A 19,729-nucleotide genomic window follows, 5' to 3' on the forward strand; every position below is an offset into this window, starting at 1 on the left:
TGCGTGTAATGACCCTCATATGAATGATTAAGAGGAAGAAGCTAGTTTTTGCGGACCGCAAGCGGACTTTCGGAAAATAGCAATTGACCACAAAATCGAGGGATTGTTATGGTTATGTACAACCCGAACCTCTTGAGAATAGCAATCTAGCGGCGCAAAGCACGGATGGTCAACTCATATGTGAAGAAGCTGTAAAACAAAGCGAAGTGAATAAGGCGAAATTGGCAATTTTACTAACATTAATTTTTAAATTATTAAAAACAGGAACGTTGAATCCGATAAATATACAGATCATTCCTGTTTTATATCAATAATTTAACAATTAATCGAGGAAGGAGCATGTTAAGAGATTCATGTTCAAGGAAGTGGAGAATGAGCTGGAACTGGCTATGTTTAACGGCATATGGACAACCGTATGGAGAGAGAAAGGCTACGAGTTGGAGTTTGCGGATCATGCTCTGGACAAATATCTTATTCTGACAACGGAAGGATATGGAGGAGGTACGGCTGAGATTAAGCCATACGACATTGCTCTAAGTCCCATTAACGAAATCGCGCCTTTCCACGACCATCCAAAGGTGCAATCGGCAGCCGGAGCAGTAGCGGAGATTGATAAGATCGCATTGCTCAAGATGTACAGAAGCAAAGGCACGATGCTGTCAGACATTCTGTCAGCCGCCGTATACTGTGCGGAGAAGAGAGAGATGAAATATTTTGTTTCCTTGCTGGAGCCAGTCTTTCTGCGTGCGCTTAGAATTACATTTAAGGTGCCGCTAGAGAAAGTAGGAGAGAAAGTATTTTACAAAGGTGACTATGTCGTTCCTGTATTGTTTCATATGGAAGACATATACCGTCATAAGGAAAATTACGATTGGCTAAGTTATCCTACGCTATTAACTTTTGAGGAACGGGTGAATGTTAGATGATTGACAGGTTAACGGAGTTGGACAAGAGAAACAGGCTCCTGGTCAAAATCGTATGGGGATTGCTCGGGCTTGGCATATTGACCGACATCGTCATAGGTTTGAGCATGGAGCTTATCTTGCTGCTTGCCGGTGTTGGCGCGGTGCTCTGCGGCGCGGCAACACTTATGACTTATAAGAATATGGGCAGTCGATATGTCAAATATTTGGTGCCTTGCAACTTGACGATCATCGTGTCGTTGCTTATCCTATCCGACCCAAACCCGATCGTGAGCACATACTTCCTCGTTTACGTCAACTTGGCGATTATGACGCTTTATTCGGATTATAAACCGATTATTTTCACCGGAATTCTAGGGGCGGGGCTAAGTACATATTTGTTCATTGTTCCTGAATATCAGGAGCGTCTATTCCCTGGAGAGTCGTTGGCTTATCTCTATTTGTATCTGGCCTTCGCAACGATCGGCCTTGCTTTCTCCGCCCACTTCAGCCAGCGTCTGCAAAGGGAAGTGACAGAGCGCCAGCGTGAAGCGCTAACGTCAAAGGAGCTTGCTGAGGAACTGCTTGTCCAGCTGCGCAATTCTATTGGCGTGCTTACGGAATTCAGCCGCGAGCAGCAGGAGCATGCGCATTCCACCGGTGTGATCTCCCGCGAAGTAACGGGCACCTTTGGTGAAATGACGACGGCAATTGAGAAGCAGACCGGAAGCGTGCTTACTATTAATGATTCCGCGCAGCAGATCGAGCAGGGCATCCGGCGTCTGCTGGAAGGGGCGACTCTTCTTCGCAGCTATTCGAAGGAGAATGTTCATCTTGCCGAGGAGAATAAGGCGCAGATGGATGTTCTTGCTACGGAGATGGAAGAGCTTCGCAGCATGATTGCGGGAACCGTCGCCATGATGCAATCGCTCCAGCACCAGAATGAACAGGTGACTAGTATCGTAGACACGATCAGCGATATTGCGGAGCAGACCAATTTGCTGGCGTTGAACGCAGCGATTGAAGCGGCCAGAGCCGGCGAGCATGGCAGAGGTTTTGCAGTCGTATCCGGTGAAGTGCGCAAGCTTGCGGATCATTCGAGAAGGTCGACCGATGAGATTAGCAGCATTCTCTCCTCCATCCGCAAGCAGATCAACGATGTGTATATGCATGTGGAACAGGAACAGACGACGGTCATCAAGAGCAGTGAAGTGACGCGCCAGGCGCGGGAGCTGTTCGAAGGGATGAACGATAATGCGAAACGTACGGGTGAACAGGCGATGGATGTCGGCGAATTTGCCGAAAAACTGAATCAGCGGTACGGAACGATGGCAGAGGAAATCAACAGCATCGCGGCAACGACGCAGCAGAACATGGCTTCGGTCGAGGAAGTGATGGCAAGTATGGAGACACAGCATATGAAGATTGCCAAGATGGTGCAGGAATATATCCGGTTGGACGAGCTGGTGTCCGGCTTGAAGCATTTGTCTGAAGGCAATCCATCGCGTTAAGCGGAGGAACCGTTTCGTTTTTTTTTGCGAATCAGGTGTTTAAGATACCCGGAGATGGTTGCTCTTTTTTCAGGAGTGGCCATTATTGCTCATACCAAGCGTCTTGACCATTCATATGGAGATGTATGTGTTCCTTGTCATGATCTCGCGCAACCGGCATTGAGGCAAGGAGGATATGTCGGCATGTGAGGCAACTGCTTCTTTACGAGAGGGCTGCTCGGGTTTAGAATTATAACCAGCGTAATAAAGCGCAACTTCTATCGGAAAGTAGCAGGATGCAGCCATGAACATTTTTTTTCACATCTTAGTGACAAACGTGTTGCCAATGGGGATTATGGTCGCGCTAGGCATCGTATTGCAGCGGGCTTTTTCGCTGGATATTAAGACGCTTTCGAAGCTTAATTTCTATTTGTTTTCACCCGCCATTATGTTTGATCTCATCTATCGGACGGCTATTTCAGTTAGTGTAATTGGCCAGGTGATGCTGTTTTTCGTCATCTTTATGGCTGGGCAGTATCTATTGGTGGAAGCGGCCATTCGGGCGAGAGGATATGAGCCCAGCATGAAGAGTGCGATGCGCAACAGCGTATTGTTCTATAATAGCGCCAACTATGGCGTGCCGCTGAATCAATTGGCCTTCGCAGGCAGCAAGGAGACGCTGGCGATCCAGGTGATGATCATGATGACTCAGTCGCTGGTGCCTAATACATATGGCGTCTACAGCGTCAATGCTCATAAGACGGATATGCGGCAGGTGTGGAAGACCATCCTGTCGATGCCTGTTATTTATGTCATACCGCTCGCCTTTCTGCTGCGCGGCTTCGAAGTGCCTATTCCGCAGCCGATTGCGACTCCTGTCGGTTACTTGGCCGATGCGTTTATCGGGACGGCGCTCATTACGCTCGGCGTTCAGCTGGGCAGCATGCAGTGGCGGATAAGCCGCCCTCATATGGTCGATGTAAGCTTGTCCGGGTTTCTCAGGCTTATCGCAGGGCCGGCTCTAGCATGGCTGACCGTATGGCTCATGGGTCTGGACAAGCTGACGGCCGCCGCTTTAATCGTTTCCTCAGCGGTGCCGACTTCACTCAGCAGCGTGCTGCTCGCGGTGGAGTTCGACAATGAGAAGGAGTTTGCATCCCAAACGGTATTTGTCTCTACGCTCATCAGCATCTTCACGGTGACAGCGGTCATTTACTTTCTGCGGATCGAGGTGTAGCGACAGCAGCCACCCATTAACAAACCGAACAGCGCGTATCTTATTAGAGATATGCGCTGTTTTTGCGCCTTCATGAAGAGGAAGCTATTCCAACTAATATGCCGTTCAACTGCTATATTGCAAGTTAACGATATATCGTATAGAATAACGATAAAACAATACGATATATCGTAAAGGATGATGCAAGTGACGAATAAAGAATGGAACGAGCAGGAACAGCTTTTTTTGCACCGTGAAAACGGCAGAGAGTGGAGCTCATCCGGTAGAAGGTTTTTTTCGAGAGGCGGCGTGAAATACGCTTTGCTGGAACTCTTGATGATCGAGCCTATGCATGGTTATCAAATGATCAAACATTTGGAGGAGCAATCGGCGGGTACTTATAAGCCCTCCGCAGGCTCCATTTATCCGACACTCCAGCTATTAAGCGATCAGGGGTTTGTCTCCGCTAAGAAGGAATCAGGAAAAAAGATATTTGAAATAACGGAAGACGGAAGAGTGTTTCTGCTGCAGGAACGTGAAGAGAACAAGGACTCGTCAGCGGACAACACTCATCCCCCAGGCACAACCAGGTCAGCCCCCAATGAGGATGAATGGCCCATGCGTGGCCAGGATGGCGGCCGCTTCAGCCGTGGCGGGGATATTCTTCATTCGCGGGAGCGGCACCACGGTTATGCCGGGCATGGCAGGCGCGGGTCCGAAAGGGGAGACTGCGAATATGGAGCTTTGGGATCTCCGCGTGCTGAGCATGACGAGGAGCAAAGCAAAGGCCGTAATCGCAGGCTGACTCCCGCCGGGAAACAGCTCTTTCACCAGCTAAAGACAGCAGAGAGGGCGGCGATGGAGGTTCCAGCTAAAGCGGAGCGCCTTCGCGAGATTTTGAATGAGTTAAGAGAAGCATTGCACGGATTGACGGAGGGCAAGTGAGGATGATGGGAGAGAGAGGTTATCAAAGCCCTGCCAAAGGTAGGGTATCTCGCAAGTTCGGTACAGGGGAAAAAGTGAAGCCGGCAAGTATTTTTGCGATGTTTTTACGAATCTTTGAGCACGCCCGCACAGAATGGAAGGCGCTTGTTACCGCTCTGGCATGCATCATTCTAATCTCGCTGCTTGAATTTGTCGTGCCGCAGCTGACCAAATATACGATCGATACAGTCATTGATCAGAAGCTGTTCAGCCAGTTGTTTTATATCGGCGCAGGTATTATCGGAGCGGCAATCTCGCTCGGCTTACTGCGTTACTTGAGCACATCGGTTATGGCTGCGATCGGGCAAAAGGTGCTTTACCGGCTGCGCAACGATCTGTATCGGCATCTGCAGAGGCTGGATGTCGCCTACTATGACCGCAATCGGACCGGTGATCTCATGTCGAGGGTAACGAATGATGTGAGTGTGCTGCAGCAGCTGATTTCATCCAGCATGATGCAATTGTTTACCGACGTGTTTACCTTTACCGCCATTGCCGCCTATATGATGTTTATTGATTGGAAACTGACCTTGATGCTGCTAGCGACGTTTCCATTTATGATTTTGACTACCCGTGTATTCGGCAAACGCATCCGTACGTCGTTCCGCAAAGTTCAGGAATCACTCGCGGATGTCAGCGACCATTTGCAAAATACGCTGACGGGCATTCGAATGATCAAATCCTTTACAGCCGAAGAATATGAGTCGGAGCGCTTCTCCGAGCGGACGCAGCGCAATATGGATGCGAATGTGCAGGTGACCCGCTTGCGTGCGGCATATGAGCCTATCATTGATTTTATTAATTTTATAGGCTTGGCTATCGTGCTCGTATTCGGCGCGTGGCTCGCGATGAAAGGATCGATGACCGTCGGTACGGTCGTCGCTTTTATCGCATATCTGCGGCTTCTGCAAAATCCGATCCGCCATTTCAGCCGTATTCTCAATTCCATCCAGCAAGCGGCTGCCGCGTATGAACGCATCGTTGAAGTCATGAATACGGAGCCTGAGATTACAGATAAACCCGGCGCGGCCGAGCTGCCTTCTATGAATGGCCATATCCAATTTCACGATGTGACATTTTCGTATTCGGGCAATAGGGAGGACGAGGTGCTGAGCGGCTTTGATCTAGAGCTTAAACCGGGTGAAGTGACGGCGCTGGTCGGCTCATCCGGTTCGGGTAAAACGACGATCGCCCATCTCATTACAAGATTCTATGAGGTGAGTGAAGGAAGCATAACGATCGACGGATACGATGTGCGCGATGTGTTGCTGGATTCCCTGCGGGAGCAGATTGGCATCGTGACGCAGGATATTGTTCTGTTCAACGGATCGATCGCGGAGAATATCCGCTACGGCAATCAGAATGCGACGGATGAAGAAGTAAGGGCTGCAGCGAAGGCAGCCTATGCTGCGGAATTTATCGAGAGCTTTAAGGATGGCTATGATACGCAGATCGGCGAACGGGGCGTCAAGCTGTCCGGCGGCCAGAAGCAGCGGCTGTCTATTGCGAGGGCTCTGCTTAAAAATCCGAAAATGATAATTCTGGACGAAGCAACAGCTTCCCTGGATACGGAATCGGAGCAAATGATTCAGACTGCGCTGGCGGAGCTGCTTAAAGGACGAACATGCCTCGTTATTGCCCATCGCCTGTCCACGATTCAGCAAGCCGACGGAATCTACGTGCTGGAGAACGGGAGAGTCGAGGAGCATGGCACCCACGCCTCTCTCCTGAAGAGAGGCGGAAGATACAGCGAGCTGTACGAAATGCAATTTCCAGTCGTTCATACGAATTGAGAATAACCTTTTTGAAGGAAAAAGAGGCTTTCGGACCTGATAACGTTCAGGCTGGGAGCTTTTTTTTGTGAATGGGAGCAGAAATGGGACGTAAAACGTTAGTCTGTTAGCTTCATGACCATAACGAAAATACCGCCGTCTTGCTGAAAAAAAGAAAAAAACAATCAAAAATAACGATATGTCAGCCATATTGGATAGATGAAGTTCTTACATCGAATAAGAGGCAGTGAAAAATTGATAATTATGGACGATTATTTATACTTATGGATGATTTCCTGTTAGTGTATTTATGCTAATAAGTTGCTATAAAATCACTTGTACTCCCAAGTATGGAAAGGTAGAATGGGAAGAAAAGTATATTGTAAACGTTTTTAACGAGAGATGGAGGCGAAAGCGATGGAGCCAGCATCATCGGACATCATTGTAGCAAGCGGTATCAAACGGACTTTTGGGAGAGGCTCAGGAGCTGTTCACGTCTTGAAGGGTGTCAATCTTCATATTCCCTCAGGGGGGCTTATCGCTTTTAAAGGCAGATCGGGCTCTGGCAAAACAACGCTGATCAATCTGCTAAGCGCGCTGGACCGCCCAAGCGACGGCTCCATATTGTTCGAAGGAAAGGAGCTGTCTTCTCTATCAAATGGAGAACGCGATAATATCAGGCGTACGAGAATGGGGCTTATCTTTCAATCCTTTGCATTAATTCCCCTGATGTCGGCTTACGAGAATGTAGAATTTGTACTTCGGGTATCGGGTTACCCCGCGTCCGAGAGGAAGTCGGCCGCCATCGCGGCGCTGGATCACGTAGGGCTGACCCCGCGGATGCATCATCGCCCGTTCGAGATGTCGGGGGGCGAGCAGCAGCGGACAGCCATTGCGAGAGCTATCGCGCATAAGCCAAGCCTGCTTCTCGCAGACGAACCGACAGCCGAGCTGGACAGCAGAACAGGGCTGCAAATCATGAAAGTATTCCGTAACTTGGTGGAGACAGCGGGGATGACCATCATCATGACCACCCACGATCCGGCTATTATGGAGATTGTTGATCATGTGTATGAATTGGAGGATGGACAAATTGTGGTTCCGACTTAAATCCAAAGCATTCCTGGCACTTATATTCGTAATCGCGTTATCCGGCTGCTCGCTGCTTCCAGCGGAGGAGGAGCCGCTTAAGCCGCCGCTTGTTAAGCCGCCGCAAGAAAACTACCGCACGACACCTGTTGTGAAGGGGGCGATTGCCCAAGAAGTAAAGGGCAATGGCACGCTTGAATCTTATTTCTCTGATGCCGTTGAATTTACAGCCGAAGGCGGCCGCGTCAAGGAAGTATTCGTCCGAGCAGGAGACGATGTGAAGAAAGGCGACCCGCTTGTTCAGTTGGACGTAGGCGATATGGATGTTAATTTGCGTACGCTGGAGATGAATATGCTCGTATCCCGGAAGAAGCTTCGTGAAGCCAAGCTTGCAGAGGACGAGGAAGGAATGCGCATCGCGCAGCTGCAATATGAGATTGACCAGATCAAATATAACCGGCTGCAGGAGTCGTACAGCAACAAGCAGCTGCTTGCGACAATGGACGGCAGGGTTACATTTGTCGCGCCGATTGCAGAAGGCGATGAAGTCAAGCCGTACGAGACGATCGTCATGATATCAGATCCTTCCAAGCTCCGCGTATCATTCCAGATTGATACGTCTTCCGATGCGATGAAGGTCACCGTGGGCTTCAACGCTTCGTTGAAATTCGGTACGGAGCTTGTTGAGGGCAAAGTTACACAGACGCCAAGCAGCGCACCGCAGACGGATGACGAGATTCTGCGGTCCCGTTATGCTTCGCATGTGTACGTAGAGCCAGACGCGCTTCCGGAGTCGGCTACAATCGGCACGAAATCGGATGTTACGATTCGATTGCAAGAGAAGGAAGATGTTCTGCTTATCCCTCGCAGCGGCTTGCGCAATTACTTGGGCCGGACCTTCGTGCGCATTCTGGAGGATGGGGACAAAATACGCGAGGTCGATGTCGAGCAGGGAATCGTGGGTTCGACCGAAGTGGAAATTACGAAGGGTCTTGAGGAAGGCCAGTTGATCGTGCTCCAGTAATAGATAGGTATTTGCGCGGGACGACGGGTTCGTTCAGCTGTTTGTTGTAATGCCTTTGGACCTGGGAGGTTAGTTGCATGGCTTTGTTTGTTATGATTATCCGCAAGATGGTGCAGAACAAATGGCTTGTTTTCAGCTTGCTCATCGGCATACTTATGTCCGTGGCGCTTGTCAGCAGCATGCCGATTTATTCGGAAGGCATCCTGTCTCGCATGCTCAAGAAGGATTTGGAACGCTGGCAGGAAGTATCCAATCAATATCCTGGCGCCGTCTATTCAACAATGAGCTTTACAGACAAGCCGGAGCGCTTTAACGGAATGTTCGATCGCTACGATACGTTCATCAAGACGGAAGGAGCCCCGGGCTTCCAGCTTCCTGTTCAGGAATTGGTGAACGATGTGGCGTCTACCTCGCTCAGGATGAAGCAGGCGGATGATCCCGAAGAGATCACCGATCGTAATTCACAAGCGGTGACGGTCAAAGCGTTCAGCGATCTGGAGAAGCATATTAAGCTGAAAGACGGCAAGATGCCTGCGTCAAACCCGGTTGACGGCGTGTATGAGGTGCTTGTGACCGAGCGGGCTCTCGTGCAGTTCAAGACCGTGCTGAACACCGAGTTTCTGGTGCATAGCGACAAGATGCCGGCTCCGATCAAGTTCAAGCCCGTTGGCGTCTTCGAGAAGCTGGAGGACGATGATCCTTACTTCCGTTACGGCAACTTGAGCGATATGAGCACCAGCCTGATCTTGCCGTTCGAGACAGGCAAGCAGCTTATGCTGCGCGACCAGAGCATTCCGATTACGAGCGCTGGCTGGTATCTCGTAATGGATTACACGAAGATGGAGTTCAGGCATGTAAACGCCTATCTGGACACGCATGAACAGATGCGCCAAGCGCTTCTGCGGAATGTCTCGCTTTATCAGATGAAGGTGGATGCGATCGCGTACGATACGATCGATTATTACCTGTTCCGGGCTGCTAATTTGAATTTGCTCATGTGGGCGCTTAACGTTCCTGTACTTATTATGCTTGCATTTTATATGTTCATGGTATCGAATCTGATCGCGAGCAGGCAGAAGAGCGAAATCGCCGTCCTGCGGAGCCGAGGCGCCGCGAGATGGCAGGTCATCGCTGCCTACTTCGTGGAAGGGCTTCTGCTATGCGGCATTGCGATTCTGATCGGTCCGTTCCTGGGGGGCGGGCTCACCAGGATACTAGGCGCTTCCAACGGCTTTATGGAGTTTGTCCAGCGCGTCAATCTGCCCATCCGTATTACGGAACAATCCTATTTGTACGGTGCCATTGCAGCGGGGGCATGCCTGATCATTATCCTAATTCCTATTATTCATGCGACGCGGGTCTCCATCGTCGATCATAAGCAGCAGATGGCAAGGCTGGTGAAGACGCCGATCTGGCACAAGCTGTTTCTTGATGTTATCGCTTTGGGGCTTGCGATATATGGCTTGTACACCTTCAAGAGCCGATTGAAGGACTTGCAATCGCTGGGGCTTAGCACGACGGATCTCAATATCGATCCGCTGCAGTTCATCGTACCGGCCTTGTTTATTATGGGCGGCGGCTTGCTGCTCTTAAGACTGTACCCGTGGGTGCTTAGACTGGTCTATTGGGTCGGCAAGAAATGGTGGCCGCCGTCGATTTACGCCACGTTGATTCAGGTAGGCCGCTCCAGCAGCCAATATCAATTCCTTATGATCTTCTTGATTATGACGATTGCGACGGGCGTATTCAGCGCCTCGGCGGCAAGAACGATCAATCTGAATTCGGAGGACCGTATTCAATACGGCAACGGGGCAGATGTCGTGCTGAACGTGAACTGGATCAACGACGCCCCGCCTCCGCCGTCGATCGGCGGAGGTCCGGGAGGCGGCGGAGACTCCACGTCGTCGGTGCCCAAACGCATCAACTACATGGAGCCGCCATTTGAGCCGTTTCTGAATTTGCCTGGCGTCGAGCATGGCGCGAAAGTATTTACGAAAGAAAAGGCCTTTTATACGTTCAACAAGGATACGGCTGAAGTGACGCTGATGGGGATTGAGACGGATCAATTCGGCATGACGACCTGGTTCCGGGACTCGCTGATGGATTATCCGCTTAATGATTATTTGAATCTAATGGCTGCTGAATCCGACGCGGTTCTCATTTCAAGCACGCTTGCTGAGCAGAAAAAAGTCAAAGCGGGCGATACGATCTGGATAGGCTGGGAGGGCGTAACGCAGCAGCCGTTCCGCGTATTCGGCGTCATCGATTACTTCCCGACCTTCAATCCGATGCCGACATCAAATATTGTTTCTGTAGGTGCGAATAGGGCGCCGATGCTGATCGTCGGTCACCTGTCCCGCATCCAGCTTCAGCTGGCAATGGAGCCGTATCAAGTATGGCTCAAGCTGAAGCCTGACGCTACGACTGCGGACCTGTACAAGGGAATTGAAGAAAACAAGCTGGCGGTCAGCAAAATCACGAATACAAAAGAGGATTTGATTCTTGCCAAAAATGATCCGTTCCTGCTGGCGCTTAACGGGATTCTGACCCTTGGCTTCGTTATTTCCTTGCTGGTCAGCTTTATCGGCTTCCTGCTCTATTGGGTATTGTCGCTGCGCGGACGAACGCTGCAGAACGGCATACTGAGAGCGATCGGATTATCGGTAGGCAATCTGATCGCTATGCTGGCCATTGAGCAGTTGCTTACATCCGGCGTTGCCGTTATGCTCGGCATCATTGTCGGCAATCTGGCAAGCATGCTCTATGTGCCGAACTTCCAGATCGTATTTAATCCAAGCAGCCTCGTGCCGCCGTTCCTCGTGCAGATCGATCCGAGCGACATGGTGCGTATCTATTGGATGGTAGGCATTATGCTCACCATCGGCATCGGCATTCTGGCATATATGCTGTCCAGACTCCGTATCCACCAGGCTCTGAAACTCGGGGAGGATTAAGGTATGATCCATTGCGAAGGACTAGTGAAAATATATAAAACGGCGGACCTGGAAGTGTTTGCCCTGCAGGGCCTGGATCTTCAGATCGAATCCGGCGAGCTGATGGCGATTATCGGCAACAGCGGAAGCGGCAAATCGACGCTTCTGAATATGCTTGGGGGCTTGGACCGGCCGACAGCAGGCAAGCTCATTGTCGACGGCAAGGATATGCTGAAGTTCAAGGAGCGGGATCTGGTTCGCTACAAACGCAAGAGCGTAGGATTTGTCTGGCAGAATAATGCCCGCAACCTGATTCCTTACTTGACCGCTCAGGAGAACGTCGAGCTTCCCATTCTGCTGACCGGCAGCCGCAAGCGCTATCGGGCGAAGGAGCTGCTGGAGGCGGTAGGGCTAAGCCATCGGGCGAACAATAAGCTGTATCAGCTCTCAGGCGGCGAGCAGCAGCGCGTAGCAATTGCGATCGCGCTCGCCAACCATCCCAAGCTGTTGCTTGCGGATGAACCGACAGGCTCCGTCGATTCGAAGATGTCGAATCAAATTCTGGATTTGTTCCGTGAGCTGAACCGTTCCATCGGCATTACGATCGTAATCGTCACGCATGATCCGGAGCTAGCCAAAAAAGTAGATCGGGTAGCCGCGATTCGAGACGGGAAAATTTCCTCGGAAATGCTGCGCAAGCGCTCTTATGCGGAGGAGCTCGCAGAGCTGGAGATGGAAGGCAGCTCGCATGTCGAATACGCGATTCTGGACAAGGCGGGAAGGCTTCAGGTACCGGCAGCCTATCTGGAGACGATCGGACTGAAGAATAGCAATAAAGTAAGAGTGGAGATGAATGAAGGCAAGATCGTTATTCTTCCTCCTGAAGATAAGGAGTAGGATCAACCCGGGAGCTTATTCGGCAATGAAAGTCAGGCTGTCATGCAGAGCTGGCATTCTGCGGCGAATAAGCTTCTTTTTTTTACCGTGCCCATCTTCGATAACTTATTGACAATTTGTTAGTGTGATCGATAATAAGTTATATAACGAATCTAACAAATATGTTTAGGCGAGGAGAGAAACGGATATGAAGATTGAATTGACCGGAAAAAATGTGCTGATTACAGGTGCAACGGGAGATCTTGGACGCGTCATGGCCCGCACGCTGGCTGAATGCGGAGCGAATATCGCTATTCATTATCATTCTAATGAACAGAAGGCTGCGGAACTGAAAGTGGAAATCGAGGCAAAGGGAAGACACGCAGTTGCAGTGCAAGCAGACGTGACGCGTGAAGATGACGTGCTGCGAATGAAGGAAGAAATATCGGCAACCTTGGGATCCATCGATATTGTGGTGGCCAATGCAGTTGTTCAGTACCAATGGACGACCGTTCTGGAGCAGCCGGCTGCCGATTACATCAGCCAATTCGAATCCTGCGTGCTCCAAAGCGTCTTTCTGGCAAAGGCATTTCTCCCGGCGATGAAAGAAGCGGGATATGGCAGACTGATCGGCATTAATACCGAATGTGCGATGCAGAATTACGCGACACAGTCCGCATATACCGCCGGCAAGAGGGGGATGGACGGACTTTATCGTGTGCTTGCGAAGGAAGTAGGCGAATACCAAATTACAGTGAACCAAATAGCGCCTGGCTGGACGATTAGCGATCGGGACAGGGACAACAATAGTGAGATTAACGAGGCATACAGCAGCAACGTGCCGCTGAGGAGAAGAGGGACAGATCAGGAGATTGCGAATGCAGTAGCCTTCCTGGCATCGGACTTGTCCAGTTTTATTACAGGGGCATACCTTCCAGTGAATGGCGGCAATGTTATGCCTGCGATCTAATAGTCGACTCAAATTCGAATGCCAACTCTTCAGTAAAACGCATAACAATGCGGAAAGTGGGGGAATAAGCCGTGTCCAACAAAATAACGATGCAGCAGATTGCCGATTCGGTGGGCGTATCAAAATTCGTCGTATCGAAGACACTTTCCGGCAAGGGAGGGGTCAGCGAAGCTACGAGAGAGCGTGTCATCGCGGCGGCCACCCAGCTGGGATATTTCACACAGAAGCATGCGCATATGCATGCCGCGAAGACGGAGCCGATGGCTGACGCGTCCAAGAACCGCCAGTCGGTGCTGCTGCTTATGCCCAATATCCGGTTCCAGACGAAGGAATCACTCTATTGGGGACGAGTCATGGATGGTATATCGGCCAGACTGGAGCAGGACGGCTACGGAATGATTATCGTGTCGGAGCAGAGCGTGGAGCATTTCGTCGACATCCTTAATCCAAGCGGAATCTTGGGTTTAATCGGTGTCGGCGAGATATCGACCTCCTTGCTGCTGGAAGTGCATCGGATCGGCCTGCCGATGGTTCTGGTGGATCATGAGGATGCGTTAATCCCGACGGATACGATATTTGCCAACAACTATGAAAGTGTCTATCGGCTAACAAAGCATCTGATTGGCATGGGACATCGGCGAATGATGTTCATCGGGAATGTGTCGTATTCACGAAGCTTTTTGGATCGTTTTCTTGGCTTCCGCTCCGCTCTGGAGGAACGGCTGCCGGAGGCGAGGAAGCTGGCCAAGGATGATTTGTTGCTGTCTCCCGATGGGCTGGAACAGGCTGAGCATATGGCATCCGTCAAGCGATGGGCTATCGAATGCATGAACCGTCAAGCCTTGCCGACGGCGCTGGTATGCGCCAATGACTTAATTGCGATCGGGACGATTCGTGCGCTTGAGGAGCTCGGACTATCTGTTCCGGAGCAAATCTCGGTAACAGGCTACGATAATATTGAAGATGCCTATCGAATCGATCCGCCGTTGACGACTGCTCATGTACCCAAAGAAGCGTTAGGGAAAAAAGCGGTAGAGCGGCTACTCGGACGTATAGCGAACAAAAACGAACCGTTGGAGAAAATTATGCTGACCTGCGACTTGCTTTACCGAGGCACGACGTATCCCGTGCATGGGGACAGGACTGCCGAACGGCACAGCAAGCCGGATAGGGATTAGCAACACAGCACAATCGAATAAAAGCATCGCACAATCACACATTTACACCTTATCCTTTTGGGCGTATGATGGTTGCCGTAGCATACTGTTGAGAGAGATTAACGGAATAGGCAAGCTGCGGAAGGATGAGATGGATGGCTGAAAGCATAGCCGGAACAAGACCGGGTGCATCATTGGGAAGTACGCTGGAGCAGGCGGCGCTTGAGAGGGAAGCGACGCCTCTTACGTTTTTGCTGTCTATTTATAAAGGGAATTTTTTAAATTTGGCGATATCGCTCCTGTTTCTCGTGATCAAGAGCTCGCCGGTCTATGTGTTGCCTATCGTTACGGCGAATATTATTAATATCGCGACTGATCCTGTGAATCATCCCGTCAGCGGCCTATGGATCAACTTTGCTGTTGTAATGGTCGTTATTTTGCAAAATATACCGACTCATGCGGCGTATATTTCGTTCCTCAGCCGCGCGATTCGTTTCGTGGAAGCGGGTCTGCGAAGCGCGTTGGTGCGCAAGCTGCAGCAGCTCTCCATCAACTCGCACCGGGAGCTTCCGGCGGGCAAGCTTCAGTCGAAGGTGCTTCGCGACGTAGAAGCGGTGGAGATGATGTCGAAGCAAATTATGATTGCGCTGATGCCTGCGATACTGAACATCGTGATCGCCTTTGCGATTACGGCAACGTACAGCTGGCTTGTATCGGCATTTTTTATATTAACGATTCCGATGTCTGTATTTCTTGTTACGATATTCAGACGCAAGATTAAGCAGAAGAACAAGGAATTCCGGCAAGAGATCGAGCAGATGTCCTCACGCGTATCGGAGATGGTCGAGATGATCCCCGTTACGAAGGCGCATGGACTCGAAAAGGTCGAAATCCGCAAGATTGATTCCACGCTGCGCGTCATCCAAGGCAAAGGCTATCAGCTGGATATCGTAGAAGCATACTTCGGCGCGTCGAACTGGGTATCGTTTCAAATCTTCCAAGTGTTCTGCTTAATGTTCACTGCCTATTTGGCGTATACGGGCCAGATTCCAGTAGGCGATGTCGTGCTCTACCAAGGCTACTTCGGTATGATTCTTACATCTATTACAGGTCTTATTACGATCTACCCGCAGCTGGCGAAGGGGCTGGAATCGATCTCTTCGATACGCGAAATTCTGATGTCTCAGGACATTGAAGACAACAAGGGCAAGACAAAGCTGTCCGATGTGCGCGGCGAGTTTCGCTTTGAGGATGTGGAGCTGTCGTATCCCGGCAGCGAGCATCATGTCCTTGAGCAGGTTTCGCTTGATATCAAGCCAGGTGAATGTATCGCTTTCGTAGGTGCTTCGGGAGCGGGAAAATCGACGATCCTGAATCTTGTTATTGGATTTCTGCAGCCGACGGCGGGCAAGGTGCTCGTCGACGGCATCGATCTGTCCTCCATCGATTTGCGGAGCTACCGGAAGCATCTTGCCGTTGTTCCGCAGACGAATATTTTGTTCTCGGGCACAATCCGCGACAACATTACGTATGGCCTGAACGATATTACGGAAGAACAGATTCAGCGCGTAATCGAGATGGCAAATTTGAGGGACTTTATCGACCGTCTGCCGAATGGCATCGATACGCTTGTCGGCGAGCATGGCGGCAAGCTGTCCGGCGGCCAGCGGCAGCGCATTGCGATCGCGCGGGCGCTTATCCGCGATCCGCAAGTGATTATACTCGACGAAGCGACCTCCGCTCTCGACAATGAATCCGAATTCCATGTCCAGAAGGCGATGCAGCAATTGATTAAAGGCAGAACAACGTTTATCGTTGCCCACCGACTCTCTACGATTCGCGACGCCGATCGCATTGTTGTCATGAAGCAGGGACGGATTGCGGAAGTGGGTACATTCGAGGAGCTTATGGCAGCGGAAGGCGAGTTCTATCAACTGAAGAAGCTTCAGCTCTAGCAGCATCAATAAGGGATAGAATAGCAGGAGAGAAAAGGACGGAGCAGCGACTTCGTCCTTTTTTATGATTGGGGTTGGCAGAAGCTTCTTCCAACAGCAATCAATCGGCCATGAGTCCGAGATCGACGTCGTTCAGAAACCATTGCTTTGCATCCATTGCTACTCATCCTCCTTCATTGCACGTTCAAGCTGAACTTGACTCTTGACTCATCATAACGCATGATAGTGACAACTATTGTCATGGTTAATAGTAAGGAGGAGCGGGAATATGCCGAAATCCAAAAGACTGCTGGAATTAATGATGGCTGTCAATCGCATGCGGACATTTACCGTAAAGGAGTTGTCACAGCAATTCGGCGTGTCGACACGGACGATATTGCGCGATTTGCAAGAGCTAAGCGAGCTGGGCGTACCGCTATACTCGGAAGTCGGGCCGCATGGCGGCTACCGGATCCTGAAGGAGCGAATTCTTCCTCCTATTGCCTTTACGGAGGGAGAGGCGTTTGCGATTTTTTTCGCCATACATGGGCTTCGGCATTATCCGGATCTTCCGTTTGAAGCGGAGGCTTCTTCGGCGCTCGCCAAGTTCTATCAATTCATGCCGCAGGATATTCGAGACCGTATTGATCAAATGAGGGATCGCGTCGACTTTGTAACACCGGTCAGGCGAACAGGCTCGCCGCATCTGGCTGTCCTGTTGGATGCGTCGATGAATCAGAGTGTGCTCCGAATTGATTATGAGTCGCGTAATCGCATATCGAGCAGGGACATACAGCCGATCGGCATCTATACGCATAGCGGACTATGGTATTGTCCGGCGTATTGCTTTCAGACCGGGGGCAATCGGGTATTCCGCTGCGATCGGATGCATGGCGTTACTCAGTCAGATATGGCTCCGATTGACCGTCGTCATATTCATCTAGGCAATAGGGAGAAGGAGCATTCTGCAATAGGGGATACCGTTCAGATCAAAGCGGAACTTACGAGGCTGGGCGTCCAGATGTGCGAGGCCGAACCGTGGACGCTGTCTCTGCTTCATGTTCGCGAGAATGGGACGGGGTGGCTGGAAGGAGAATCAGCCAAAGCGGATTTGCCGTTTCTGGCTTCATTCATGATTCGGCTGGACGACGAAGCAGTGGTTGCAAGTCCGCCGGAGTTGCTGGATGCCATTAGACTGAAGCTGTCCGCGCTCATGCGAAAATACGAGGAGTAAGGGGAGAATGTCATGATGAAAGAAACCTGCGTACCGACAGGAGTCGCTATTAAAGCTACCGGCTTTGGGCATACGCTGTCTTTAATAGGCGGCAAATATAAAATGATTATTTTGTATTGGTTATCAGAAAATAAGGTCATGCGGCACAACGAACTCAAACGGAGCATAGGGACAATATCATTCAAGACGCTAAGCCTAATGCTGAAAGAACTTGAGGCGGATAGGCTGATTATTAGAAAGGAATATCCTCAAGTTCCTCCCAAGGTGGAGTACTCATTATCTGATCGCGGTCTCTCCCTCATTCCTTTGCTGCATATGATGTGTGAGTGGGGAGAGCAGAACAAATTGCAAGAAGTCACTGCAACTTCAATTGATCAATAAAGCTCATGTAATCACGCGCGCTTTTTTTCAGGTCCTCTGAGGAAGTTCCGTTTTCAGTACCATAGAAGGCATAGAATGAACGGTAGTCAGCATCGCAATACATCGCCGTTGTTTCGAAGGGGACCAAGATTTCCTCTAGTGTAAATTTATATTTTCCATTTTCGCTATAATCTTCTCGTTTAATTCCCGCAGATACACCCAAGGCTATTTTTCGGTTTTTTAGCTTATCGCCCTTCGAACCATAGGCCCACCCATACAGAAATACTTCATCCAGCCACTTTTTAAGAAGAGGCGGACAATTAAACCAGTAAATTGGAAATTGTAAAACGAGGTCGCCATGTTCTTCAATTAATGCCTGTTCCCGTGTTACATCTATATTTCCATCCGGGTATACGCTGTACAGTTCATGGACCGTGTATTTCTCCGGGTATTGTTTAAGCTCTTCTACCCATCTTTTATTGATAAGCGAGGTTTCAATATGGGGATGTGTGACGATAACAAGTGTTTTCATAGCGTTGTCCTCCTTAATTTTTATTGCATGATGAGTATATAGCCTCCACAATTATTTTGTAAGTACGTACATTTTTTTCACATACTTACATAAAGGTTAGCTATAGATTTGATTTTTGATTGAAGTGCCCCAAATCTTGCATATAAAAAAACGCCTCGGAAAGAGGCGTTTTGCTTAGTTGGAAGCATGCTTCCAGAAATGATTACTTAGCGGATCGGAAATAAAAACGGCTGGTCGCTTCCCATATGCAGCCCGGCTCAAGCGTCAGGAGCGCTGTCTGCTCTTGCGGAAGATCGACGTTAGGCGCGTTGACCAGATTGATCTGCGGCTCGGGACAGAAGAAGCCCGGGGTCGCTTTGTTGTTCCAGATCATCCAGTGCTTGTACGCAGCCCCAACGTCATAGACCAGTGTGACGCCTTCCCTCGTATCGGTCAGCTCCATTGCATGGCGGCCGCTTGCGTTCGCGGCGCTAGTATAATGATTGTCCATAGGCTCCCAAAACGGGGACAGACCGGTTGTCTTCATGAGCTCCTCTTCAGGAAGAAGCGGCTGATGCTTGCCTGTCGGCAGCATGCGTTCATCCAGCTCCCAGCGCTTGTCTATCGTCATGGTATAGTGATAATCCTCCGGTGCGCTCCCCTGTGCGAAAGGCGCATTGATCGTCGTATGGAAAGCGAGCATGCATGGCATAGCATCTTCGCCGTTATTTTTGACAATGACATGCTGCAATAAGCCGTTCATACTAAGCGAATAGCGAAGCTGAATGGTGAAGCGGTGAGGGAGGTAAGCATAGATCGGATGACCTTCTTCAATCGTGATGCTGAGGCTTACGAAGCTCTCTTGACTGTTGGAGCCGAAGCTGTCCACGCTCCAGACAGAATCGAGGAAGAAGCCATGAAGATGGTTACCTGTACGCTCCTCGTTGATGGGGAACGTATACGTGCGGCCGTTCCATGTGAACGTGCCATCCTTATAACGGTTCGGAGGAAACAGAACCGGTATACCGTAGACGACGGAATTGGACCGGAAGAGATCCATCTCATCGGCGGCTGGTTCTCTTAAAACGGAGTAGTGCATCTCCGTATCGCGGAAGGCGATCAGATTGGCGCCTGCCCGGGGCAATACTGCTGCCTGATAAGGGCCCCATTCCAGCCAAACGGCCGGCTCGTCGTAATAAGGTTGCTCGAAGGCTTTGTTATGTGCTGTCATTAAGTGTAGTCCTCCTCGATTAAATAACGGTTATTGCTAGAATAGC

The 19,729-nt window shown here is 50.3% G+C and carries 16 protein-coding genes; 14 read left to right on the forward strand and 2 right to left on the reverse strand.

All coding sequences use genetic code 11. The features are described from left to right. The first annotated feature begins 353 nt into the window (after nt 1-353). From D3P07_RS12680 to D3P07_RS12745, 14 genes are all read left to right on the forward strand, one after another. Nucleotides 354-926 (forward strand): hypothetical protein, encoded by a 573-nt coding sequence (locus D3P07_RS12680; protein ID WP_119800575.1) that lies wholly within the window; start codon nt 354-356, stop codon nt 924-926. Then, nucleotides 923-2,413, forward strand: a complete 1,491-nt coding sequence (locus D3P07_RS12685; protein WP_119800576.1) for a methyl-accepting chemotaxis protein — start codon at nt 923-925, stop codon at nt 2,411-2,413. The genes D3P07_RS12680 and D3P07_RS12685 overlap by 4 nt, the downstream gene beginning before the upstream one ends. A gap of 283 nt (nt 2,414-2,696) precedes the next feature. Then, nucleotides 2,697-3,629 (forward strand): AEC family transporter, encoded by a 933-nt coding sequence (locus tag D3P07_RS12690; RefSeq protein WP_119800577.1) that lies wholly within the window; start codon nt 2,697-2,699, stop codon nt 3,627-3,629. 186 nt (nt 3,630-3,815) lie between these two features. Further along, nucleotides 3,816-4,553 (forward strand): PadR family transcriptional regulator, encoded by a 738-nt coding sequence (locus D3P07_RS12695; protein ID WP_220482021.1) that lies wholly within the window; start codon nt 3,816-3,818, stop codon nt 4,551-4,553. A 2-nt stretch (nt 4,554-4,555) separates the two neighbouring features. Beyond that, nucleotides 4,556-6,385, forward strand: coding sequence for an ABC transporter ATP-binding protein (locus D3P07_RS12700; RefSeq protein ID WP_259391472.1), 1,830 nt, complete (start codon nt 4,556-4,558; stop codon nt 6,383-6,385). A gap of 396 nt (nt 6,386-6,781) precedes the next feature. Next, nucleotides 6,782-7,474 (forward strand): ABC transporter ATP-binding protein, encoded by a 693-nt coding sequence (locus tag D3P07_RS12705; protein ID WP_259391473.1) that lies wholly within the window; start codon nt 6,782-6,784, stop codon nt 7,472-7,474. Then, nucleotides 7,458-8,477, forward strand: a complete 1,020-nt coding sequence (locus D3P07_RS12710) for an efflux RND transporter periplasmic adaptor subunit (protein ID WP_182914295.1) — start codon at nt 7,458-7,460, stop codon at nt 8,475-8,477. The genes D3P07_RS12705 and D3P07_RS12710 overlap by 17 nt, the downstream gene beginning before the upstream one ends. A 77-nt stretch (nt 8,478-8,554) precedes the next feature. After that, entirely contained in the window at nt 8,555-11,431 is a 2,877-nt protein-coding gene (locus D3P07_RS12715) for an ABC transporter permease (RefSeq protein WP_119800581.1), read from the forward strand. A gap of 3 nt (nt 11,432-11,434) precedes the next feature. After that, the gene (locus D3P07_RS12720) at nt 11,435-12,307 is read left to right on the forward strand and encodes an ABC transporter ATP-binding protein (RefSeq protein WP_119800582.1); all 873 of its coding nucleotides are present in this window, start codon (nt 11,435-11,437) and stop codon (nt 12,305-12,307) included. Nucleotides 12,308-12,494: 187 nt separating this feature from the next. Continuing rightward, nucleotides 12,495-13,256 carry an SDR family NAD(P)-dependent oxidoreductase gene (locus D3P07_RS12725; RefSeq protein WP_119800583.1) on the forward strand — a complete coding sequence of 254 codons (762 nt, stop codon included), beginning with the start codon at nt 12,495-12,497 and terminating at the stop codon, nt 13,254-13,256. 71 nt (nt 13,257-13,327) lie between these two features. Further along, the gene (locus D3P07_RS12730; RefSeq protein ID WP_119800584.1) at nt 13,328-14,434 is read left to right on the forward strand and encodes a substrate-binding domain-containing protein; all 1,107 of its coding nucleotides are present in this window, start codon (nt 13,328-13,330) and stop codon (nt 14,432-14,434) included. A gap of 134 nt (nt 14,435-14,568) precedes the next feature. Then, nucleotides 14,569-16,368: an ABC transporter ATP-binding protein gene (locus tag D3P07_RS12735; protein ID WP_119800585.1), complete on the forward strand. Its 1,800-nt coding sequence runs from the start codon at nt 14,569-14,571 to the stop codon at nt 16,366-16,368. 268 nt (nt 16,369-16,636) lie between these two features. After that, complete coding sequence (locus D3P07_RS12740) at nt 16,637-17,581, forward strand: helix-turn-helix transcriptional regulator (RefSeq protein WP_119800586.1); 945 nt, start codon at nt 16,637-16,639, stop codon at nt 17,579-17,581. Between the two features lie 15 nt (nt 17,582-17,596). Continuing rightward, nucleotides 17,597-17,962 carry a winged helix-turn-helix transcriptional regulator gene (locus D3P07_RS12745; RefSeq protein ID WP_119800587.1) on the forward strand — a complete coding sequence of 122 codons (366 nt, stop codon included), beginning with the start codon at nt 17,597-17,599 and terminating at the stop codon, nt 17,960-17,962. Here D3P07_RS12745 and D3P07_RS12750 read toward each other — a convergent pair. After that, nucleotides 17,937-18,473: an NAD(P)H-dependent oxidoreductase gene (locus D3P07_RS12750; RefSeq protein ID WP_119800588.1), complete on the reverse strand. Its 537-nt coding sequence runs from the start codon at nt 18,471-18,473 to the stop codon at nt 17,937-17,939. The genes D3P07_RS12745 and D3P07_RS12750 overlap by 26 nt on opposite strands. Before the next feature lie 202 nt (nt 18,474-18,675). Beyond that, the gene (locus D3P07_RS12755; RefSeq protein ID WP_119800589.1) at nt 18,676-19,683 is read right to left on the reverse strand and encodes an aldose 1-epimerase; all 1,008 of its coding nucleotides are present in this window, start codon (nt 19,681-19,683) and stop codon (nt 18,676-18,678) included. Nucleotides 19,684-19,729 lie beyond the last annotated feature (46 nt).

The organism is Paenibacillus sp. 1011MAR3C5 (assembly GCF_003591485.1).
In the GTDB taxonomy this organism is placed as follows: domain Bacteria; phylum Bacillota; class Bacilli; order Paenibacillales; family Paenibacillaceae; genus Pristimantibacillus.